Annotated in this window: 21 protein-coding genes; 2 read left to right on the top strand and 19 right to left on the bottom strand. The window is 63.6% G+C overall.

Features of this window, described 5'->3' with window-relative positions; translation table 11 throughout:
• Positions 1-31: 31 nt before the first annotated feature.
• From LB523_RS21790 to LB523_RS21775, 4 genes are all read right to left on the bottom strand, one after another.
• Complete coding sequence (locus LB523_RS21790) at positions 32-178, bottom strand: hypothetical protein (RefSeq protein WP_140644594.1); 147 nt, start codon at positions 176-178, stop codon at positions 32-34.
• A gap of 60 nt (positions 179-238) precedes the next feature.
• Positions 239-445, bottom strand: coding sequence for a hypothetical protein (locus tag LB523_RS21785; protein ID WP_095769236.1), 207 nt, complete (start codon positions 443-445; stop codon positions 239-241).
• A 39-nt stretch (positions 446-484) separates the two neighbouring features.
• On the bottom strand, positions 485-1105 hold the full coding sequence (locus tag LB523_RS21780) for a ribonuclease D (RefSeq protein WP_095769235.1): 621 nt from the start codon (positions 1103-1105) through the stop codon (positions 485-487).
• Between the two features lie 137 nt (positions 1106-1242).
• Complete coding sequence (locus tag LB523_RS21775) at positions 1243-2628, bottom strand: M20/M25/M40 family metallo-hydrolase (RefSeq protein WP_224606843.1); 1386 nt, start codon at positions 2626-2628, stop codon at positions 1243-1245.
• Between the two features lie 426 nt (positions 2629-3054).
• Here LB523_RS21775 and polA point away from each other — a divergent pair, with 426 nt between their 5' ends.
• Positions 3055-6018: a DNA polymerase I gene (gene polA / locus LB523_RS21770; protein ID WP_224606841.1), complete on the top strand. Its 2964-nt coding sequence runs from the start codon at positions 3055-3057 to the stop codon at positions 6016-6018.
• A 239-nt stretch (positions 6019-6257) separates the two neighbouring features.
• Here the strand turns inward: polA and LB523_RS21765 are convergent, their stop codons facing one another.
• From LB523_RS21765 to LB523_RS21730, 8 genes are all read right to left on the bottom strand, one after another.
• Complete coding sequence (locus tag LB523_RS21765) at positions 6258-6662, bottom strand: Fur family transcriptional regulator (RefSeq protein ID WP_042640862.1); 405 nt, start codon at positions 6660-6662, stop codon at positions 6258-6260.
• Positions 6663-6810: 148 nt separating this feature from the next.
• Positions 6811-7857 carry an L-glyceraldehyde 3-phosphate reductase gene (mgrA, locus tag LB523_RS21760; RefSeq protein ID WP_224606839.1) on the bottom strand — a complete coding sequence of 349 codons (1047 nt, stop codon included), beginning with the start codon at positions 7855-7857 and terminating at the stop codon, positions 6811-6813.
• A 112-nt stretch (positions 7858-7969) separates the two neighbouring features.
• Entirely contained in the window at positions 7970-9112 is a 1143-nt protein-coding gene (locus tag LB523_RS21755) for a Gfo/Idh/MocA family protein (protein WP_095769230.1), read from the bottom strand.
• A gap of 5 nt (positions 9113-9117) precedes the next feature.
• Positions 9118-9870, bottom strand: a complete 753-nt coding sequence (locus LB523_RS21750; RefSeq protein ID WP_224606836.1) for a sugar phosphate isomerase/epimerase family protein — start codon at positions 9868-9870, stop codon at positions 9118-9120.
• A gap of 24 nt (positions 9871-9894) precedes the next feature.
• Positions 9895-10995, bottom strand: a complete 1101-nt coding sequence (locus tag LB523_RS21745) for an ABC transporter ATP-binding protein (protein WP_224606961.1) — start codon at positions 10993-10995, stop codon at positions 9895-9897.
• A gap of 2 nt (positions 10996-10997) precedes the next feature.
• On the bottom strand, positions 10998-11930 hold the full coding sequence (locus LB523_RS21740) for a carbohydrate ABC transporter permease (protein ID WP_224548178.1): 933 nt from the start codon (positions 11928-11930) through the stop codon (positions 10998-11000).
• On the bottom strand, positions 11923-12816 hold the full coding sequence (locus tag LB523_RS21735) for a carbohydrate ABC transporter permease (RefSeq protein WP_224548181.1): 894 nt from the start codon (positions 12814-12816) through the stop codon (positions 11923-11925). Before LB523_RS21735 ends, LB523_RS21740 begins: the two co-directional genes overlap by 8 nt.
• 85 nt (positions 12817-12901) lie before the next feature.
• Positions 12902-14140, bottom strand: a complete 1239-nt coding sequence (locus LB523_RS21730) for an ABC transporter substrate-binding protein (RefSeq protein WP_095769227.1) — start codon at positions 14138-14140, stop codon at positions 12902-12904.
• 384 nt (positions 14141-14524) lie between these two features.
• On the opposite strand from LB523_RS21730, the gene LB523_RS21725 reads away from it, so the two are divergent.
• The gene (locus LB523_RS21725; RefSeq protein ID WP_224606834.1) at positions 14525-15571 is read left to right on the top strand and encodes a LacI family transcriptional regulator; all 1047 of its coding nucleotides are present in this window, start codon (positions 14525-14527) and stop codon (positions 15569-15571) included.
• Between the two features lie 133 nt (positions 15572-15704).
• Here LB523_RS21725 and gndA read toward each other — a convergent pair whose 3' ends face one another.
• The 7 genes from gndA to LB523_RS21690 all read right to left on the bottom strand — a co-directional run bounded on the left by gndA (position 15705) and on the right by LB523_RS21690 (position 22141).
• The gene (gene gndA / locus LB523_RS21720; protein WP_263493146.1) at positions 15705-17189 is read right to left on the bottom strand and encodes an NADP-dependent phosphogluconate dehydrogenase; all 1485 of its coding nucleotides are present in this window, start codon (positions 17187-17189) and stop codon (positions 15705-15707) included.
• Between the two features lie 197 nt (positions 17190-17386).
• A complete protein-coding gene (locus tag LB523_RS21715) occupies positions 17387-18949 on the bottom strand; it encodes a copper resistance CopC/CopD family protein (protein ID WP_411966489.1) in 1563 nt (520 codons plus the stop codon).
• 118 nt (positions 18950-19067) lie between these two features.
• The gene (locus LB523_RS21710) at positions 19068-19586 is read right to left on the bottom strand and encodes a YcnI family protein (RefSeq protein ID WP_224606827.1); all 519 of its coding nucleotides are present in this window, start codon (positions 19584-19586) and stop codon (positions 19068-19070) included.
• A gap of 29 nt (positions 19587-19615) precedes the next feature.
• The gene (locus LB523_RS21705; protein WP_224606825.1) at positions 19616-20170 is read right to left on the bottom strand and encodes a copper chaperone PCu(A)C; all 555 of its coding nucleotides are present in this window, start codon (positions 20168-20170) and stop codon (positions 19616-19618) included.
• 88 nt (positions 20171-20258) lie between these two features.
• Positions 20259-20606, bottom strand: a complete 348-nt coding sequence (locus LB523_RS21700; protein WP_224532062.1) for a DUF2946 family protein — start codon at positions 20604-20606, stop codon at positions 20259-20261.
• Positions 20607-20927: 321 nt separating this feature from the next.
• Complete coding sequence (locus tag LB523_RS21695; RefSeq protein WP_095769222.1) at positions 20928-21830, bottom strand: GntR family transcriptional regulator; 903 nt, start codon at positions 21828-21830, stop codon at positions 20928-20930.
• Between the two features lie 68 nt (positions 21831-21898).
• Complete coding sequence (locus LB523_RS21690; RefSeq protein WP_224606823.1) at positions 21899-22141, bottom strand: hypothetical protein; 243 nt, start codon at positions 22139-22141, stop codon at positions 21899-21901.
• Positions 22142-22179: the final 38 nt, after the last annotated feature.

Genomic DNA, 22179 nt, shown 5'->3' with positions numbered 1-22179 from the left:
CACCGCGCCGGTCTCCCGGCTGGCCACATGGTCAATTCTGCTGGATCGAAATGCCTTTGTCGTCGATCTTGAGTTCGACGCCTTTCGGCCTGGTCTGCTCGCGATAGACATAGATGCCGAGCGCGATGACAACCGCGACCAGCGCCCCGATGATGAGATAGAGCGTGTTCTGTCTCATTGCGCCCCCTTGTTGCGGCCAAGCCTCGCACCCGCCCTGAAATTGTCAGGTGAGGATCGCCTACTGGCCGTCGTCCCCATCATCGGTTGCCGGCCGCCAGCTCGTCGGTTCGACTTTCTTCTGCGTGTCGCTGTCGGTGTAGACCCACCAGCCGCCGTCGCGATATTGCCCGACGGATTCGTTGACGACGCCGTCGCGGTCCTTCCACATGATCGTTACCTTGGAGCCGTCCTTGGGCGCGCTCGCGATCGGTTTGCGCTCTGCCATTTCACTTCTCCACGGGCTGGGTCGACGGACCTTCGTCCCTCAACTATGCGCGAAAATATCTTCCTCCGCCCAGCCCATCAGGTCGAGCTTGGCGCGCGTCGGCAGGAAACGGAAGCAGGCGTCCGCCTCCTTGGTGCGGTTCTCGCGCGCCAGGCGCGCGCCCAGCACCTCGCGCAACCTGTGCAGGTAGAGCACGTCCGAGGCGGCATATTCGAGCTGTTCGGGCGAGAGCGTCTCGGCCGCCCAGTCGGAGGATTGCTGCACCTTGGACAGCCCGATGCCGAGCAGTTCGCCACAGAGATCCTTCAGCCCGTGGCGGTCGGTATAGGTGCGGGTGAGCCGTGAGGCGATCTTGGTGCAGAACACCGGCTCGGCCATCACGCCGAAGGCATGGTAGAGCACGGCGATGTCGAAGCGGCCGTAGTGAAACAGCTTGGTGATCGTGTTGTTTCTCAGCAGGCTGGCGAGGTTCGGCGCCTCCTTCTGGCCTGGTGCGATCTGGATGACATCGGCGCTGCCGTCGCCGGGCGAAATCTGCACCACGCAGAGCCGGTCGCGATGCGGGTTGAGCCCCAGCGTTTCCGTGTCGATGGCCACCGCCCCGACATTGTATCGCGACAGGTCGGGCAGATCGTTTTTGTGGAAACGGATATCGGTCATTCTCTTCTCCGGGTCGCGCCTGCGGCGTTGGGGCATCCTCGCAACACCGCAGCACTTCGCGCTAGCTAATTCGTCCTCGCCGCGATCCGGAGAAAAATCAACAGAAAGTTGAATCTCAAGGCTTTCGTGATTTTCGCTCAGCGGGTCAGCGCGTCGAGAATGCGCGCCCAGGACCGCTGCCCCTTGTGGAACGAGGTCAGCTCATACTTCTCGTTCGGCGAATGGATGCGGTCGTCGTCGAGGCCGAAGCCGACCAGCAGCGATTCCATGCCGAGATAGGTCTGGAAATCGCCGACCACGGGAATGGAGCCGCCGCCGCCGGTGGTGACCGCCTGCTTCTCCCATTCGTCGGACAGTGCATCCTTGGCCTTGGCCAGGAACGGCGAGTCGTAGGAGAGCTGGATCGCCGGCGAGCCGCCATGCGGGTGGAATTCGACCGAGCAGTCGCCGGGGATACGTTCGCGTACGAAGGCCTGGAAGGCGGCGCGGATCTTCTTTGGATCCTGCTTGTGAACGAGCCGGAACGACACTTTCGCCGACGCTTGCGCCGCGATTACCGTCTTGAAACCCTTGCCGGTATAACCGCCGATGATGCCGTTGAATTCCGCGGTCGGCCGCGCCCAGGTGAGCTCGAGCACCGAGCGGCCCTTCTCGCCGGCGGGAATGGAAAGGCCGACCGGTCCGAGGAAGGTCTCGGCCGTCTCGCCAAGTCCCTCCCAGGATTTCAGCACCTGCGAGGGCGTCTCCTCGACGCCGTCATAGAAGCCCGCAATGGTGACGCGGCCGTCCTTGTCGTGAATATCCGCCAGCACCTTGGCCAGGATGCGGATCGGATTGGCGGCCGGGCCGCCATAGAGGCCCGAATGCAGGTCGCGGTTGGCCGCCTTGACGGTGACCTCCTCGCCGACCATGCCGCGCAGCGACACGCAGATCGACGGTGTCTCGCGGTTCCACATGCTGGTGTCGCAGACCAGCGCGAAATCCGCCTTCAGCTCGGCCGCGTTGGCTTCCAGGAACGGCTTCAGCGACGGCGAGCCGGATTCCTCCTCGCCTTCGAACAGGATGGTGACGCGGCAAGGCAGGTTGCCATGCACCTGCTTCCACGCGCGGCAGGCCTCGACGAAGGTCATCAGCTGGCCCTTATCATCGGCCGAGCCGCGGCCGGTGATCACTTTGCGGCCGGGCTCGATCTCCTTGATCGACGGCGCGAACGGATCGGTTTCCCACAATTCGATCGGATCGACCGGCTGGACGTCATAGTGGCCGTAGAACAGCACATGCGGCGCGCCCGCCGGTCCCTCGTGATGCGCCACCACCATCGGATGTCCGGGCGTATCGCGCACACTGGCGTCGAAGCCGATCAGCTTGAGCTCGGCGACCAGCCATTCGGCGCCCGCGCGGCAATCGGCGGCAAAGGCCGGATCGGTGGAGATCGACTTGATGCCGAGCAGGCCGAACAGCCGCTCCAGGCTCTGGTCGAGATTCTGGTCGAGACGGTCGAGGACGGGGGAAATTCTGGACATGCTTTTTGCCTTTCGATTTTGGGCAGACCCTAAAGGGCCATGCCGAAAACGAAAAGCCCGCGATCATTGGACCAAGCGGCAAAGGCTTGCCTGAAGGCAAAAAAGAACCGCCGTGGTGGAGGGGGAACCACGGCGGTCTCTACTCGAAACGTTGCGGCAGCCCGGAGAGGGGGGATAGGCTGCCGCAGTTTGCCCGGGATAGGCGGGGGACGGGCCTTACTCCGGACTTCGGCGAAAAACTGCCGATGACGTGTATTTGGGTCTGTGAACATGGCGATTCAAGGGCACGAAAATTACACTTTTGTAACATACCCGTGAGCGGCAAATTTCCAGCCGGACAAGATGTGTCAGGGGTGTTGCCCGAACCGGTGGGTTCCACAGCCTTAGCCATGGACCGCGAAGCCGGGCCGCGCTATCCCTGCCGGCATGAAAAAAGGCGATCACCTCTTCCTCGTCGACGGCTCCGGCTACATTTTCCGCGCCTATCACGCGCTGCCGCCGCTCAACCGCAAATCCGACGGCCTGCCGACCAGCGCCGTGCTCGGCTTCTGCAACATGGTGTGGAAGCTGATGCAGGACGCCCGCAACACCGATGTCGGCGTGGTGCCGACGCATTTCGCCGTCATCTTCGACTATTCGTCGAAAACCTTCCGCAGCGATCTCTACCCCGAATACAAGGCCAACCGCTCTGCGCCGCCGGAAGACCTGATCCCGCAATTCGGCCTGATCCGCCAGGCGACCGCAGCCTTCAATGTCCCTTGCATAGAGACGGAGGGTTTTGAAGCCGACGATATCATCGCGACTTATTGCCGGCTGGCTTGCGAAGCCGGCGCTGATACCACCATCATCTCCTCCGACAAGGATCTGATGCAGTTGGTCGGTCCGACGGTCGGCATGTACGACCCGATGAAGGATCGCCAGATCGGCATTCCCGAGGTGATCGAGAAATGGGGCGTGCCGCCCGAAAAGATGATCGACCTGCAGGCGCTGACCGGCGACTCGGTCGACAATGTTCCGGGCGTGCCGGGCATCGGCCCGAAGACCGCGGCGCAATTGCTGGAACAGTTCGGCGACCTTGACGGGCTGCTGGCGCGCGCTTCGGAGATCAAGCAGGAGAAACGGCGCGAGACCATCATCGCCAATGCCGATAAGGCGCGCATCTCGCGCGAGTTGGTGACGTTGAAGAACGACGTGCCGCTGAAGGAAGGGCTGGACGATCTTGTCCTGCATGCGCCGGATGGCCCGAAGCTGATCGGCTTCCTGAAGACGATGGAGTTCACCACACTGACCCGACGCGTCGCCGAAGCGACCGCAACCGACATTGGCGACGTCCAGGCCACCGCCGTCACCATCGAGCGCGCCGATACCGCGCATGGCCCCGATGTCGGCGCCGGCGCCCCGCCGGTGCCAAGGCCGGCGGCCGCTCCGAACGATGCCGCAAAGCCGGCGGCGCCGGTCAGGGGCGAGGACGCGCCGCCACAAGGCGATACCCCATCGCTCCTCTCTGCCCTGCGGCTGGAGCAGGCGGCCGCTCGCAAGATCGACCCTTCGGCCTATGCCCCCATCCGCGACACGGCCGCGCTCGAGGCCTGGATAGCCGAAGCCCGCGACGCCGGTGTCCTTGCGTTCGACGCCGAGACCAGCTCGTCCGACCCGATGCGGGCGGACCTGATCGGCCTGTCCATGGCGCTCGCGCCTGGCCGCGCCGTCTATGTGCCGCTTGCCCACAAGAGCGGCAATGGCGACCTGCTCGGCGGCGGCAGGCTGGAGAACCAGATCCCGGTCCGCAAGGCGCTGGCGCTGCTGAAGCCGCTGCTTGAGGACCGATCGGTCCTCAAGATCGTCCAGGATATGAAATACGACATCGTCGTGATGAGCCGGCACGGCATCGAGGTCGGCCCGTTCGATGACACGATGCTGATCTCCTACGTGCTCGATGCGGGCACATCCGGCGGTCACGACCTCGTCTCGCTGTCGGAGAAATGGCTCGGCCATGCGCCGGCCTCCAAGAAGGAACTCGCCGGCTCGGGCAAGAGCGCCATCGGCTTCGATCAGGTCGATATAGAGCGTGCGACCGCCTACGCTGCCGAGCAGGCCGACCTGACGCTGCAGCTCTGGCGGGTGCTGAAGCCGAGGCTTGCCGCCAAGGGCCTCGTTTCCGTCTATGAGCGTCTGGAGCGGCCGCTGGTGCCCGTGCTCGCCCGCATGGAACAGCGCGGCATCTCGGTCGACCGCCAGATCCTGTCGCGGCTCTCCGGCGAGCTGGCTCAAGGCGCGGCTCGCGTCGAGGAAGAGATCTACGGGATCGTCGGCGAGCGCATCAACATCGGCTCGCCAAAACAGCTCGGCGACATATTGTTCGGCAAGATGGGGCTGCCGGGCGGCTCGAAGACCAAGACCGGCCAATGGTCGACCTCGGCCCAGCTTTTAGAAGATCTCGCCGCCGAGGGCCACGAGCTGCCGCGCAAGATCGTCGACTGGCGCCAGCTCACCAAGCTGAAGTCGACCTATACCGACGCGCTGCCCGGTTTCATCAACCCCGGCACCAATCGCGTCCACACTTCCTATGCGCTGGCAGCAACCACCACCGGGCGGCTGTCATCCTCCGATCCCAATCTGCAGAACATCCCGGTGCGCACGGCGGAAGGCCGCAAGATCAGGACCGCCTTCATTGCGGAGAAAGGCCACAAGCTGGTCTCGGCCGACTACAGCCAGATCGAATTGCGCGTGCTTGCCCATGTCGCCGAGATCCCACAGCTCAAGCAGGCCTTCGCCGACGGCGCCGACATTCATGCCATCACCGCGTCGGAAATGTTCAATGTGCCGGTCGAAGGCATGCCTTCGGAAGTGCGCCGGCGCGCCAAGGCGATCAATTTCGGCATCATCTACGGCATCTCGGCCTTCGGCCTCGCCAACCAGCTGTCGATCCCGCGCGAAGAGGCGGGCGCCTACATCAAACGCTATTTCGAGCGTTTTCCGGGCATCCGGGACTATATCGAGGAGACCAAGGCCTATGCGCGGGAGAACGGTTTCGTCGAGACGATCTTCGGCCGCCGCATCCACTATCCGGAGATAAGGGCTTCCAACCCGTCGGTGCGCGCCTTCAACGAGCGCGCCTCAATCAACGCCAGGCTCCAAGGCACCGCCGCCGACATCATCCGCCGCGCCATGGTGCATATGGAAGAAGCACTGGAGAAGGCGAAGCTCTCGGCCCGCATGCTGTTGCAGGTGCATGACGAGCTGATCTTCGAAACGGTGGAAGCGGAGGTCGAGGCGACGATCCCCGTGGTTCGCAAGGTGATGGAGAATGCGCCGATGCCGGCGGTCTCGATGTCGGTGCCGCTGCATGTCGATGCGCGGGCCGCGGATAATTGGGATGAGGCGCATTAGGCGTCTCACGTTCGTTCGTCATCCACGGGCGGAGCAAGGAGCGAAGCGACGCGCGCAGACCCGAGGATCCATGCCGCGACGCGCGCCGTAGTGCGCGGCGGTTGTGGATAGCTTGGCGAGCACGCCGCTTGTCAATGCAGATTCTGCACCGTGGCGGTGCGTGTATGTCACGGAATGGATACTAGGGTCTGCGCGCGTCGCTTCGCTCCTTGCTCCGCCCTAGTATGACGAAGTGAAGCTTACGCAGCCTCAGCCCTGCACTTGGCGCATACACCGCGAAACTCGATCACCGCCTTCTTGGCTGCAAATCCCGTCGAGCGCACCCATTCGTCCAGCCGGTGGCCGACATCGTGGTCGGACATCTCGGTCACCTGGCCGCAATTATCGCAGATGGCGAAGGCCGTCATCGAATGGCTGTGGTCGTGCGGCTCGGCGCAGGCGACGAAGGAGTTGAGGCTTTCGAGCCGGTGTACGAAGCCGGACTTCACCAGCGTATCGAGCGCCCGGTAGACCTGCAGCGGCGCCCGGAAACCGCGCTCGCGCAGTTGGTCGAGCAAAGTATAGGCGCTGAGCGGCCCGCTGGACGCCTCGAGCTTCTCGAGCACGCAGAGCTGGTTCTTGGTCAGCGCATCTCTTGCCGTCATCTTGTTCGCCCAATCGACGTCCGCACGTGATCTCGCATGCGCACGACTTCAATTCCCTGAGATAGCGACGAACGAACAATTTTGCCACCGTTTCCACAGCGCCTCCCTTCAGGTACGGGGCGGACGGAAATGGCTCACCGGCCAATCGCTACTTGCGCGGCGGCCCCTTGCGTTCGGCCGAAGCCGCCCAGAGGTTGATGTCGGACTCGCGGGCGTGGCTGTCGATCTCGGCGAGCTCGGCGTCGGAGAACTCGAGCGCCTTGAGCGCGCCGACGCAATCCTCGACCTGTTCCGGCCGACTGGCCCCGATCAGCGCCGTGGTCACGCGGCCTTTGCGCAGCACCCAGGCCAGCGCCATCTGTGCCAAGGTCTGGCCGCGGCGGCCGGCAATGGCGTTGAGCGCCTTGATGTTGGCGATCGACTTGTCGTTGATGAAGGCCGGTCGCAACGACTTGCCCTGGGATGCGCGGCTGCCCTCGGGGATGCCGCCGAGATATTTGTCGGTCAGCATGCCCTGCGCCAGCGGCGAGAACACGATCGAGCCGATGCCGAGCCCCTCCAGCGTGTCGAGCAGCCCATCCTCCTCGACCCAGCGGTTGAGCATCGAATAGCTCGGCTGGTGGATGAGGCAAGGGGTGCCGAGCTGGCGCAGAATGTCGGCCGCCTCGCGCGTGCGCTGCGAATTGTAGGACGAGATGCCGGCATAGAGCGCCTTGCCTGAGCGCACCGCGTGGTCGAGCGCGCCCATCGTTTCTTCGAGCGGCGTGTCGGGATCGAAACGGTGCGAATAGAAGATATCGACGTAGTCGAGCCCCATTCGCTTGAGACTCTGGTCGAGGCTGGCGAGCAAATATTTGCGGCTGCCCCATTCGCCGTACGGACCGGCCCACATCTCGTAGCCGGCCTTGGTCGAGATGATCATCTCGTCGCGATAGGCGGCGAAATCGCTGCGCAGAATCTCGCCGAACGCGGTTTCCGCCGAGCCGGGCGGCGGGCCGTAATTGTTGGCGAGATCGAAATGCGTGATGCCGAGATCGAAGGCCTTGCGAACGATCGCCTGCTTGGTCCTGTGCGGCGTGTCGTTGCCGAAATTGTGCCACAGCCCGAGCGAGATCGCCGGCAGCTTCAGGCCGGACCGACCGCAGCGATTATAGATCATCTTCTCGTAGCGGTTTTCGGCGGCGACATAGGACATGGGGAACCTTCGGGATCGAAACGGCGTGGCGACCACCGCCAACCTGATTTGAATCGATGCTTGCCCCTAACCCTTACCCTCTCCCCGCCGGAACGGGGAGAGGGGTTGCCACCTACTTTTTCTTCGCCAGCAACGCCTTCGCGTCCTTGACGCCGAGCGCGGCCGGCCGCTCGCAGGTCGTCTGCATGGCGACATATTTGCCGCTTTCGCCCGAGCGCAGGATGCCTGTCATGACATCGACGGCGTGCAGCGCCAGCTCCATCGAGCAGCGGTGCGGCCGCCCTTCGCCAATCGCGATTGCCATGTCGGCAAGGCCGGCGGTGCGATAATTAGCCATCATGCCTTGGCCGTGCATCTCGTTCGGCACGCCGAACGGATGGTTCCACTTGGGCAGCCTCTTCACCGGCTTGGCCGAGTCGGTGAAGCGTACATCGCCGCCGAAGAAATTCGGATCCGGCACGAAGACGGTGCCCAATTCGCCGTAGAGCTCCATCGGCGCGTGGCCATGGCTCCAGACGTCCCAGGAGGTGTTGAGCGTGATCACCGCGCCATTCGCGAATTCGAGCAGCGCATGGATGGTGGTCGGCGTGTTCACCGGGATCTTCTCGCCCGCCCGCGGTTTGGAGCTGATGGTGCGCTCCTTGGCCGGCGTCGTTGCGAAGGCGGCCACCTGCTTCACCGGCCCGATCAGCTGAATCAGGTTGGTGACATAGTATGGCCCGATGTCGAGCACCGGGCCGGCGCCCGGCTGGAAGAAGAAATCCGGGTTGGGGTGCCAGTGCTCCATGCCGTGGCCCATCACATGGCAGGTGCCGCTGGTGATGGCGCCCAGCTTGCCGCTGTCGATGAGATCGCGGACCAGTTGGTGCGCGCCGCCGAGGAAGGTGTCCGGCGCCGAACCGATGCGCAGGCCCTTCTTCTCGGCCCGTTTCTTGAGATCGAGCCCTTCCTCGATCGACAAGACGAACGGCTTTTCCGAATAAACATGCTTGCCGGCGTCGAGCACCGCTTTGGAGATCTCGTAGTGCACGGCCGGAACCGTCAGGTTGACGATGATGTCGATCTCGTCGTCCTTGAGCAGGTCGTTGACCGTCTCGGCGCGGAGCTTGAACTCCTTCGCCCGCGCTTTCGCGGCCTCCATGTTAATATCCGCGCAGGCGCGCATCTTGATGCCGCGGAACAGCGGCGCCAGCGAGAAATACGCCTTCGAGATGTTGCCGCAGCCGATGACGCCGATGCCAAGTTTCTCTGCCATTTCGATTACTCCTGCCAGCTCTTGGCTGCTGCGATTGAGCGGCGGGCATAGCGCTCGATGTCGTTGGGGTTGTCCTGCTCCATGACGAAATACTGCGCCGCGCTCTTGGCGCGCAACGTCTTGAACAGGCCCGCCCAGTCGATCGTGCCGTGACCGACATCGGACCAGCCGTCCTCGTCCAGCCCCTCGCCCGGCTTCGCCATGTCCTTGACGTGGACGGCAACGATCCGCTTGCCATGCTTCTCGATCCAGGGCAGCGGATCGGCGCCGCCGCGCACCACCCAGGCGACGTCCATTTCCCAGCCGATGTCCGGTGCCGCGGACAGGATGTGGTCCTGCGGCAGCGAGCCGTCCGCAAGCGCCTTGAACTCGAAATCGTGGTTGTGCCAGGCAAAGCCGTAGCCGGCCTTTTTTGCCGCCTCGCCGACCTTGGCGAGGCGCTCGCCGAAGCCGCGCCAGCCGGCGGCATCGGACGGGCGCTGATCGGGCATCAGATAGGGGCAGATCAGAAGCCTGATACCGAGCGCGTCGGCGATCTTGCGCACGCCGTCGAAATCGTTCTCCAGCGCCTCGATCGAGAAATGCCCGGTCGGCATCGCAAGCCCGTTCTTGTCGAGCTCGGCGCGAAACGCCTTCGGGTCGTCATAGACGCCGCCAAAGCCTTCGACCTGGCTGTAGCCGAGCTCGCCGAGCATTTTCACCACGTCGTTCCATGGTTGAAAATTGCGAGCGCTGTAGAGTTGGAATGACCAGTTCATGTCCTGTCCGTTCTGCTTGGGAGGTTAAAGGCGGTTGCCGGTCTGGGCATCGAAGAGCGAAGCGCGCATCGGATCGAAGCCGACGGTCACCGCCTCATCATTCCGGGGCGTACGCTCCGAGGTAACCCGGACGCTGAATTTCTGTTGAGCGAGCTGCAGCCAGACCAGCGTGTCGGAGCCCATCGGTTCCACCACTTCGACTTTGCTGGCCGCCGAGAATGGCCAGCCGGCGCCGCTGTTCAGACTCACATGTTCGGGCCTGATGCCGAACACGGCTGGTCCGGGTTCCGGCTGCCGATCGAAATCATAGGTACTGAGTGGAATCTTCAGACCATCGGCGAGAAAATGCCAGCCGCCATCCGCGTTTTCCAAATGGCCGTCGACAAAGTTCATCGCCGGCGAGCCGAGGAAGCCGGCAACGAAGCGATTGACCGGACGGTTGTAGATGGTCTGGGGCGCGTCGAGCTGCTGGATGACACCGCCCTTCATCACGGCAATGCGGTCGGCGAGCGTCATTGCCTCGATCTGGTCGTGGGTGACGTAGATCATGGTGTTTTCGAGCTTGCGGTGCAGCAGCTTGATCTCGACGCGCAGTTCCGCTCGCAGCTTGGCATCGAGATTGGAGAGCGGCTCGTCGAACAGGAAGACGTCGACGTCGCGCACCAGTGCCCGCCCGATCGCCACGCGCTGGCGCTGGCCGCCGGAGAGCGCCGAGGGCTTGCGCTGCAACAGCGGCTGGATCTGCAGGATCTCGGCGGCGCGTGCGATGCGCTTGGCGATCTCGTCCTTGGCCAGGCCCGCAACGCGCAGACCGAAGGACAGGTTCTTCTCCACCGTCATCTGCGGATAGAGCGCGTAGGACTGGAACACCATGCCGATGCCGCGGTCCTTAGGCTCCTCCCAGGTGACGTTCTTGCCCTTGATGAAGATGCGACCTTCCGAAATGTCGAGCAGGCCGGCTATGCAGTTGAGCAAGGTGGATTTGCCGCAGCCGGACGGTCCCAGAAGCACGATGAACTCGCCCTCGGCGACGTCGAGATTGAGCGTCTTCAGCACCGACATCACACCGAAATTGAGCGACAGGTCCTGGATCGACACGCTGGGATTGGCGATTGCCGCTGCCATCATCATCCTTTCACTGCGCCGGCCGCGATGCCGCGCACGAAGAGCTTGCCGGAAATGAAATAGACGATGAGCGGCACAAGGCCGGTCAGGATGGTGGCCGCCATATTGACATTGTATTCCTTCACGCCTTGCACCGAATTGACGATGTTGTTGAGCTGCACTGTCATCGGATAGGTGTCGGGGCGCGTGTAGACGACGCCGAACAGGAAGTCGTTCCAGATGCCGGTGACCTGCAGGATGATGGCGACGACGAAGATCGGCAGCGACATCGGCAGCATGATGCGCAGATAGATGCCCCAGAAGCCGGCGCCATCGACGCGCGCCGCGCGGAACAGTTCCTCCGGCATCGACGTGAAATAGTTGCGGAACAAGAGCGTCAGGATCGGCATGCCGAAGATCGAATGCACGATCACAAGGCCGGTCAGCGTGCCGTATATGCCGATCTCGCGCAGGATGATGACGATCGGGTAGATCATCACCTGGTAGGGGATGAAGGCGCCGACGATCAGGATGATGAAGAAGGTGTCGGCGCCCTTGAAGCGCCAGTTGGCCAAGGCATAGCCGTTCACCGAGGCGATCGCGATCGACAGCAGCACCGACGGGACGGTGATGCGCACCGAATTCCAGAAACCGCGCGAGAGCCCGTCGCAGTTGAGGCCGGTGCAGGCGGTCGCCCAGGCTTTCACCCAGGGTTCGAAGGTGATTTCCACCGGCGGCGAGAAGATGTTGCCGAGGCGGATTTCCGGCATGCCCTTCAGCGACGTGACGATCATCACGTAGAGCGGCAAGAGGTAATAGAGCGCCACCACGATCAGCGTGCCGTAGAGGAAGATGTTGCGGCGCGAGAGCGCATGCCGCGGCTTCGCGCCGGCAGGCCCGGCTTCGTCGCGCCGAAGGACGCCCGCATCGGATGGGGAGGCAGCGACATCAACCACGCCGGCGGCCTCCGAATTCGAGATAGGCCCATGGCACGATGACGATCATCACCGAGAGCAGCATCATGGTCGAGGCGGCGAAACCTTGGCCGAGATTCTGGGCGAAGAACATGTAGTCGTAGACGTATTTTGCCGGCACTTCGGAGGCGATGCCCGGCCCGCCGCTGGTCTGCGCCACGACGAGGTCATAGACCTTGACGATGCCGGCGGCGATGATGACCAGCGTGGTGATGAAGACCGGCCGCATCATCGGGATGACGATGAACACGTAGGTCTTCCACATCGGGATGCCGTCCACTCGCGCCGCCTTCCATATGTCTTCGTCGATGCCGCGCAGGCCGGCAAGCATCAGGCACATGATCAGCCCTGTGCCCTGCCAGAGCGCGGCGATGGAAATGCCGTAGATGACGATGCTGGAATTATAGAGCGGGTCGAAGCTGAAGCCCGTCCAGCCGAGGTCGCGCACGACGCGCTGGATGCCGAAATCCGGGTTGAGCAGCCATTGCCAGACCAACCCGGTGACGATGAAGGACAGCGCGAATGGATAGAGGAAGATGGTGCGGAACGTATCCTCGAAGCGGATCTTCTGGTCGAGGAGCGCCGCCAGGACGAAGCCGATCACCAGCGAGAACACCAGCGAGATCACGCCGTAGATCAGGAGGTTCTCGATCGAGATCAGCCAGCGCGGCGTCGCCCACAACCGATAATACTGGTCGAGGCCGACGAAGTTGAGCCGTGGCAGCAGCTTCGAATTGGTGAAGGAGTAGAGAACCGTCCACGCCGTGCCGCCGACGAACACCACAAGCGCGGTGAGCACCATCGGAATCGATGCGATCTTCGCATTGAGGTTACGGAAAAGCTGGTTGGGACGTTCGCTATTGCTCATCTCGACAGCCGGACTGGGGCAATGAGGACATCATGCTCCCGACCCCCGTTAGGCAGGGACCGGGAGCTGGCGGGGCGCCGGTAGATCAATCGGCCGAAGCGATGATGGCGGCGAAGCGCTTCTGCGCTTCTTCGACCGTCATGTCCGGCTTGGCGAAGAACTCGGAGAACAGGTCCTCCTTCTGCTTCTGGCTGTCCTGCGAAAGCAGTTGGTCCGTCCACGGCATGACGGCGCCCTTGGCGAGGATGGCGAGGCCCTTCTTCATGCAGTCGTTCGCCGCGTTGAGATCGACGTCGCCACGCACCGGCAGCGAGCCCTTCTTGAGGTTGAAGGCGACCTGGGTCTTCGGATCGAGCAAGGTCTCGGCGAGCACCGCCTGCGCCTTCGTCTTTGCCTCATCCTTGAGCAGCGGGAAGTAGAACGCATCGCCGCCCGTGGCAATGACTTCGTTCAGGCCGAGGCCGGGCAGGCAGGTATAGTCCTTGCCGGCCGTCTTGCCGGCAACCTGGAACTCGCCCTGCGCCCAGTCGCCCATGATCTGGCCGGCGGCCTTGCCGGTGATGACCAGATTGGTGGCTTGGTTCCAGTCCTGCACATTGGTGTTCTTGGCCATCTTGCGGGCGTCGTCCGCCGCCTTGAACACCTTGGCGATCTCCGGGCCTGCCGCGAAGGCGGCATCCTTGTCCTTGTAGACCTTGAGGAACGTGTCGGTGCCCCCGGTCGCGGCCATCAGCACGTCGAAGGCGCCCGAGGCTTGCCAGGCCTGTCCGCCGACCGCGAGCGGAATGATGCCCGCCTTTTCCAGCGCCGGCGCATCCGCCACGAATTCATTCCAGTCCTTCGGCACGGGCAGGCCGGCCTTCTGGAAGGCCTCGTTGGAGAGCCACAGCCACTGCCAGGAATGGATATTGACCGGCACGCAATAGATCTTGCCGTCGATGGTGCAACTATCGAGCAGGCTCTTCGGCCGCACGATCTCCGTCCACTTGTCCTTGGTAGCGATATCGGTGAGGTCGCGCATCAGCCCGGCCTGCACCAACTCCTCGGCCTGGCGCCCGTGGTTGAACTGGGTGGCGCCCATTGGATCGCCGCCGGTGATGCGGCTGATCATGATCGGCCGCGCCGTGCCGCCGGAGCCTGCAATGGCGCCGTCGACCCAGTGGTTGCCCGTCGCGTCGAATGCCTTGGCAAGCTCGGCCACCGCTGCCGCCTCGCCGCCGGAAGTCCACCAATGGGTGACTTCCAGGTCGGTCGCGGCCGCCGGACCGGCGAAATTGAGCGCAACTGTCGCGGCAAAGGCAGCAGTCAGGAATTTGTATCGCATTTCGGCTCCTCCCAGAATCTGAAACGTTACAGATTTTCGATACGGCAAATGATCCGCCTAGGCAACCCCTCGCCTTGAGGCCGGCCAAGATTTTTTCGCGACGCGAACAAAATCTTTCTCCCGAGGCGGCAATGTCGGTGTCAGATCAGTCGATTGGTGCCAAAAGAAGGCCAAGACAGATATTTCTTTGTGATTCCAGCGACTTTCGGCTCCACTCCGCATCCGCGATGCCGGCGACGCGACCTTGCCGGTTGATCACGAAGATTGGCAATCTGTAACGTTTCAGTATATTGAGCCGAGCCGCAAACTGAAGGTCGCGCAAATGTCACCGCCGCACGATTGCCGGTCGGCCCCGCGACTGCTATGCGCCTGACGGGCGGGACGATGGATAGACGGATAACGAAGAAGGGCGACGACGACACGTCGGGCAAGGAACGGCCGACGTTGAAGACGCTTGCCTTCATGACCGGGCTGGGCGTCACGACAGTCTCGCGCGCGCTGAAGGATGCGCCCGAGATCGGCGCCGAGACCAGGCGCCGCGTCCAGCTCGTCGCCAAGCAGATCGGCTATCGCCCGAACCGCGCCGGCGTGCGCTTGAGAACCGGCAAGACCAACGTGATATCGCTTGTGCTGAACACCGAGCACGAGCTCATGAGCTTCGTCTCGGACATCATCTACGGCGTCACCGAGGTGATCGCCGACACGCCCTACCATCTGATCGTCACGCCCTATTCGCGCTCGCAGGATCCGCTGGACCCGGTGCGCTATCTGGTCGAGACGGGCTCGGCCGACGGCGTCATCATCTCGCGCACCCAGCCCAACGATCCACGGGCGCGCTATATGCTGGAGCGCGGCATTCCCTTCGCCACGCATGGTCGCACCGACATGGGGCTGGTGCATCCCTATCACGACTTCGACAATTATGCCTTTGCCGGCGAAGCCGTCCGCTACCTCGCCGGCAGGGGCCGCAACCGGCTTGCCCTGGTGACGCCTCCGGTCGGCCTCACCTATCACGGCCATACGGTCGCCGGCTTTGCCGATGCGCTGAGTGAGGTGGGTGCCAGCGAGGTGCCGTTCAACACCGTCTCTATCGATCAGTCGATCGAGCAGATCAGGATGCGGACCGCGCAATTGATGCGGCGCAAGGACCGTCCGGACGGCTTTGTCAGCAGCGCCGCCGCCGCGACACTCGCCATCGTGGCCGGCATCGAGGATGCCGGGCTGAAGCTCGGCCGCGACGTCGACGTGGTGTCGAAACAATCGTCGGAACTGCTGCATCTGTTCCGGCGGGAGCTGCTCGTCGTCAACGAGAATTTCCGGCTCGCCGGCTCCGAGCTCGCCCGCGCCGTGCTCGGCTGGATCGGCGGCGCCGATCCAGGCACGCTGCAATCGCTCAGCACGCCGAGCGAGGTTTTGGCCTATCGCGGCTGACTGGCGCGACTTGAGGGGCAGGTCAGGCCGAGTCGAAAATGGTGGCTTCCGAGAACCGGAGCGGAGCGTACTTAAAGTACGTGAGCACCGGAAGCGCAGGAAGCCGCCATTTGCAGGCCGGCCTCACCTGGCCCTAGGCGGCCCCACTCCCCCATGGGCCATGAAACGCCCCCTCTTCCCCGATGCGCTCGAAGCCGTGCGCGCCGAAGAAGTCGCGCTGCGCCTGGATCAGGTTCGAGGTGCCGCGTCCTTGGCGGTAGCTGTCGAAATAGGCGAGCGCCGACGACAGCGCCGGCACCGGCGAGCCGGCTTCGGAGGCGCGCGCCACGATGCGCCTCAGCGACGGATGCGCCTCCTTCATCATGGCGATGAAGGCCGGCGCCATCAGCAAGTTGGTGGAAGCGCCGCCTGAACCGAAGGCCTCCGCCATCGTGTCCAGCATCTGCGAGCGGATGATGCAGCCGGCGCGCCAGATCTTGGCGATTGTCGGCATGGGCAGGTTCCAGTTGAATTCCTTGGAGGCGCCGCTCATCACCGCGAAGCCTTGGGCGTAAGCCGCGATCTTGCCGGCGAACAAGGCGAGCTCCAGATCCTTGAGCAGCGCGCCCCTGTCGCCGGATATCTTTTCGACGCCGATGTTGCCGTAGGCCTTTTCCGCCGCCTGTCGCTCGTCCTTGATCGAGGACAGCACGCGCGCCGCGACCGCCGCCTCGATCGCCGTCGCCGGAATGCCGAGTTGCTGCGCTTCGATGACCGACCATTTGCCGGTGCCCTTCTGCCCAGCGCGGTCGAGGATGATATCGACCACCGGCTTGCCGGTCTTGGGATCGTCGGCGGCGAGAACTTTTGCGGTGATCTCGATCAGGTAGGAATTGAGCCGGCCCTTGTTCCATTCTTCGAAGACCTTGCCGATCTCCTTGGGCGCCATGCCGAGGCCGTCGCGCAGGATACCGTAGATCTCGGCGATCATCTGCATGTCGGCATACTCGATGCCGTTGTGGATGGTCTTGACGAAATGGCCGGCGCCGTCATGTCCGAGCCAGGCGGCGCAAGGCTCGTCCTTGAACTTGGCCGAGATCGCGGTCAGCACCTTCTCGACCCGCTTCCAGGACTCCTCGGTGCCGCCGACCATTACCGACGGACCGTGGCGCGCGCCCTCCTCGCCGCCCGACACGCCCATGCCGATGAAGGTCAGGCCCGAGCCGGACAGCTCCGAGAAGCGGCGCATCGTGTCGCGGAAATTGGCGTTGCCGGCATCGATGACGATGTCGTTGTGAGAGAGCACACCGCGCAGCGCCGCGATCTGCTCGTCGACCGGCTTGCCGGCCAGCACCATGATGATGATCGGCCGCGGGGGCCGGATCGCGGCGGCGAGCTCCTCCAGGCTGTAGCAGGGAACGACCATGTCCTTCAGCGAACCGGCACTCTCGACAAAGGCGTCGGTGCGCGATGGCGTGCGGTTGAAGACGGCGATGCGGTGCCCGTGCTCGGCGATGTTGAGCGCCAGGTTGGAACCCATCGTGCCAAGGCCGATCAGGCCGATTTCGGCTTTTTCCATCGTTTCTTCCCTGCGTTCGGATGCTTGTTGTGGGTTGCGTCCTGGAGAACGCCTTTCCAGATGAATGACGGGCCTTGGCGGCTGCGTCAACCGTCTCGCGGGATTGTGTCGAGATCGGTGAGACCGAGGGTGAAGACTGAGGGCGAATGGTGAATGGTGAATAGTGAAATGGACAGGCGAACGCCGTCGCGACGCGGAAACGAAAATCGCCTGCTATTCACCATTCACCATTCACTATTCACCATTCACTCTCAATTTCACTCTGCGCGAATATTAATTGGCGCCTCGATCTTCACCACCTCGAAGTCCGAAACGAGGATATCGAGCCGGGCGTCCCAGCGGCCCGGCAGCGGGATGACGAGATTGTCGATACGCCAGGTGCCGTCGCCGGATTTTCTCGCCGGCCGCTTGATCGGCTCGATGCCGGAATCCGGCTTCGACAGCACCAGCGTCACCTCCTTGGCGTCGAGCGGCCCGAATTCGCCGGTCATGATCATCATCGAAGCGGCAACCTCGCCGGCATGGCCCGGCGTGATGCCGAGATCGGCCATCGCCTTCAGCGTGTGGATGTGGATCGAAACCGGTTGCGCGGCGGCGATCGCCAACGCGCGTGGCGGCGGGGTGAAGCGCCAGCCGGCGGCGACGCCGAAAATGGCGAGCGCGATCAGCATCTCGATGCCGATCGAGCGCACCATCCGCCGCTGCACCTCGGTGTCGCCGGCCACGGCGGGCGCTGTCAACGTCCAGCGGTTGATGGAGGCCAACGTGAACAGGAAGAGCAGCAGGGTGAGCTTGAGCAGCAGCAGCCGGCCATAAGCGGTATGGATCAGCGCCGCCGGCTGCTGCAGCTGGATGATCGCCAGTACGATGCCGCTGGCGGCAAGGACAGCCACGACCGGCAGGATCGCGCGCGAGAAGCGCCGCAGAAAGACCTTCGCTTGCGCCGGCTGCTGCCGCAGCGCGAGGCCGAGCGGCGCCAGCGCACCCGCCCAGAAGGCGATCGCGGTGCCGTGCAGGAATACCAGCGGCCGCGTCAGCCATTGCGGTTCGGCGGCGCTGGCGTGACCGCTCGCGGCAAGGGCCGCGCCAACACCGAGCAGTGCTACGGACGCCGCCAGCTTGCGCAAGCCCGACGGTCCGGCAAGAGAAAGCAAAGCCAAGCCGAGCGCGATCAGGCCGAGCAGCACCGTCCAGACGAAGCTCGTCTCGAGCGCGGTCTTCCAGACAGCCGGTGTCGCAAACCGGGCGAGCGGCGCGCCGAGCGCATCCAGCCCCTGCAGGCCGAGCGAAAGCGGCGCTCCGACGAGACCGATAAGAAGCGCCGCGATGACGAAGCGTCGGCCGCGGCGCCGGTCCTCGGCGAGCCAGGCAAGTGCGAACGCGCCGCCGATGCCGAGAAAAAGTCCGGCATAGAGAAACAGCTTGCCGAGCCAGATCGCTGCCCGCAGCGTCCAGTCGACGGCCTCACCCGCCACTGGTGCCGCGCTTGGCGCGCCCATGGAAAACAGCGCCGAGCCGCCGACCGGATGACCATCGACCGAAACGACTCGCCAACTCAGCACATGCGTGCCGGATTTGAGCGCTTCGGGATTGTCGATCTCGACGGTCTGGTCCTTGAGGCGGAAGGATGTCAGCGCAAGCTGTGAGCCGTCCGGCCGCACAAGCGTCAGCACCAGCGGCGAGACGGGCTCGCTGAAGGTCAGCGAGAATTTGCCGGGACTTTGCGTCAGCACGGCGCCGTCAGCCGGGTCGGTCGCGACCAGCGCGGCATGCGCCAAAGCGCGGCCGGGAACGACGAGCAGCGCCATCGTCACGAGCATTGCCGCCAGCCAGACAAGCGAGCCGGCAAGCATGCAGTTCATCGGGGAAGGCAGTGCTGCGTTCATGCCGTCATAACTGGAAATGTTGGCGCATCCCGAGGGAGCGCGCCAACAGAGATCATTTCTTCGGCAGCAATTTGATGCCGGGCGCTGGCGTTTCCAAGGCGTCCTCGTCCTGGCCGGCCGCCGGGATCTCGATCCAGCGCTCGGCGGCATCGCCGCATTCCTGCACCACCGGGAAATAGAGCATCTGGCCGGCCGGCAGATCGGCCGCCAGCGAAGCGCGGAAGACGAATTCGTCATAGAATTCGTCCGGCAGATTGCCGCCGCTCCAGTCGATTTCCTTCACGCCGGTGGTCAAGGTCTCGCCATAGAGCTGGTAGGATTTCTCGTATTTGCCCTTCTTGACCTGCAGCGTCCAGCCGGGCTTGGGCATCGGCTTCACCGCGATGGCGCCTTCGGGTATCTGCACACGCACCGCGGTCGTTGCCTTGCCCTCGCAGCCATGCGGCAAGCGCAAGACGGCCTTGTAGGTCGAGCCGACGGCCGCTTCCTGCGTTTCGAGCGTGATGTGGGCGAGCGCGGCATTGGTCCCGAGCGCGCAAAGCGCGCCCGCCGCCAAAACATACTTCTTCATGAATTGTGCCTCGATTTCGAATTGACGGGTTAGTCGGCGTGATCCATGTCCATATCGCCGGTGCCCGTCTCGCCCATGCCTTCGACGGCGAACTCGACGGTGACGCTGCCCGCCTTCTCGAAGGTCAGCGTCGCGGAGAATTTCTCGCCCTGCTTCGGCTGCCGCTTCAAGCCGGTGAACATCAGGTGATAGGCGCCCGGCTTCAGCGCGACCTTGCCGCCGGCCGGGATCTCCAGCCCGCCCTCGACCGGCCGCATGGTCATGACGCCGTCCTTGACGCCCATCTCATGCAGTTCGGCCTTTTCGGAGATGTCGGAGGAGATCGACAGCAGCCGGTCCGGCGCGCTGCCCTTGTTGATCACGGTGAAATAGCCGCCGCCCACCTTGGCGCCCGGCGGCGTCGCCCGCGACCAGGGATGCTCGATCTCGAGATCGCCGACCTTGAACTCATGCGCTAGGGCGGCGGGAATGCAGGCCAAGAGAAAGAAAAGGCTGAGCACGGCAAGGCCAACGCGCAGCGGGAGGTGAAACGGCGGCGCGCCGCGAAGGGCGAAGGCTTGCGCTTTGGGAAGAAGATTGGACATCGTTGCTCCATGAGTACGGGATCGCGCCGGAATGCGGCCGCGAACAGTCTGATCTTTGGATGAATAGGCCTGCGGAAAGTTCCGCGGATCAGACCATCGCCGGCGGCGCGCGCGGATTGGCCGGCGAGCGGTCGCGGGCGAAATCCTGGTGCCGGAAGGCCGGAAGCTGGAAGGCGACGGCCTCGAAAAGCTGGGTCCTGGCCAGGGCGACGGCCTCTGGCGGCGGTATATGCGCCGCCGAAACCATGTTGCAGCCGAGCGAGCAGCAGGCCGGCAGATGTTGTTGATGGGGATCGCCGCCGGGGAGTTTTACAGCCCCTTCATGCGTGCAGATGACGTTGCCGAAGGCGTCGACCTGCGAAGGCGCGCCGAAGGCGAAAGCGCCGAGAGAGGACTGAAGCAATAGAAGCAGCGCCGCGACGAACGCGGCCGGCATGCTCCATCGTCTCAGCCGGATATCCAACGCAAAGCCTCTCCCGGAAACGCGTCGACGGTAGCACGGGGAATGCGCGCGGGAAATCGGCAAAACCGCGCTGCGGCAACGCGGCGCGACGCGATTGTTTTTATGCATGTCGTTGTCCCAAAACCGCTGCACGCTTCTGGACGACATGCGTTAGGGTTTGTCGAGATTCAGGTCAGGCCGAGCCGAGAATGGTGGCTTCCGAGAACCGGAGCGGAGCGTACTTAAGGTACGCGAGCACCGGAAGCGCAGGAAGCCGCCCTTCGCAGGCCGGCATCACCTGAATCTCGACAGACCCTAGGCGGGCTGCATCTGCCGCCCTTCGGGAATTGAGGTCAGCAGCGTCTGGCGCGCCGACTTCAGGTGCTTGCGACAGGCGGCGTCCACCTTGCCGGGATCGCGCGATTTCAGCGCCGCGATATAGGCGAGATGCTCCTGGATAGCGACCTCGTTGCGCTGGCGCTCCTCAGCCTTGTTCCACTGATAGTGGTAGTGGAAGATCATAGCGATGACATCGTAGAAGTCGACGATGAAGCGATTGTGCGAGGCGCGGTGGATCAGCCGGTGGAAGCGCTCGTCGAGCTCGGAGAATTCGTTGAAGCGCGTGGCGATCTCGCTGGCGAGCTGGCGATGCTCGAGTTCCAGCCGGTCAAGATCGGCCCATACTGCGCTATCTTCCGGCAGGGCGGCGAAAGCCGCCGCCGAACGCAGCTCGAAAATCTCGCGGATCTCGGTCAGCTCCAGCGCGAAGGCGCGCGTGAAACCCTTCAGCACCCAATGGCTGTTGCGCCGCTTCTCGATCAGGCCGAAGCGCGAGAAGCGGATCAGGAATTCGCGCACGCTGGTAGTGCCGACGCCGATCTCGCGCGCCAGCTCCAGCTCGTTGATCTGCATGCCGGCTTCGGCGCCTCCCGCAAGCAGACGCCGCATGAAAGAGCGCTCGATGATCTCGGCCAGCGAGTCGGTCTCCTCCTCGGGGAAGAAGTCCTCGGACCGCGGCGCCCTGAGCACGGTCTTATTACGCTTGTTCCAGTCGATAAGCCCGGTTTCTTCCATGCGCGCAAGGATGCTGCGCACCGTGGTGCGGCTGACGCCGAGCAGCGTGCCGAGCTCAGGCTCCGACGGCAGGCTCTTGGTCTCGTCGAGCAACCTGAGGCAGCGGTTGAAGGCGTCCTTGTAGACATTGTTGCTTTTCGACATGCCCCGTATCCCCCAACGCTTGCGGCGGCCTGCCGGAAACGCGATATGATCGGTGTTCCTAGAGCAGCTCAGCGTTTCTCGGAATCGCCGAACTGCGCTAAATCTTTGTTTCTGCGCAATTCCGGACGGAAAGCCGCTACGCCCTTTTCCTGGAATTGCTCTGGCGCAGGCCTCCGAAAAGCGGAACGCTTTTCGCCGGCTTGCCAACGGGCGGCGCGGGCGTCCAAAAGACGAGCGCCGACCGAGCGAAAAAACAATTGACGCAAAATTGTTTTTTCCCGATAAAAGACATTACCTTTAAACGGGCGCAAGTCAATCCGCCCGCATTCCCAGGATCACCCAGGACAGC

The sequence above is a fragment of the Mesorhizobium sp. ESP-6-4 genome, from assembly GCF_020164735.1.
GTDB lineage: Bacteria > Pseudomonadota > Alphaproteobacteria > Rhizobiales > Rhizobiaceae > Mesorhizobium.
The sequence above is the reverse complement of the archived record's forward strand: the minus strand, read 5'-3'. Positions and strand labels throughout refer to the sequence as shown.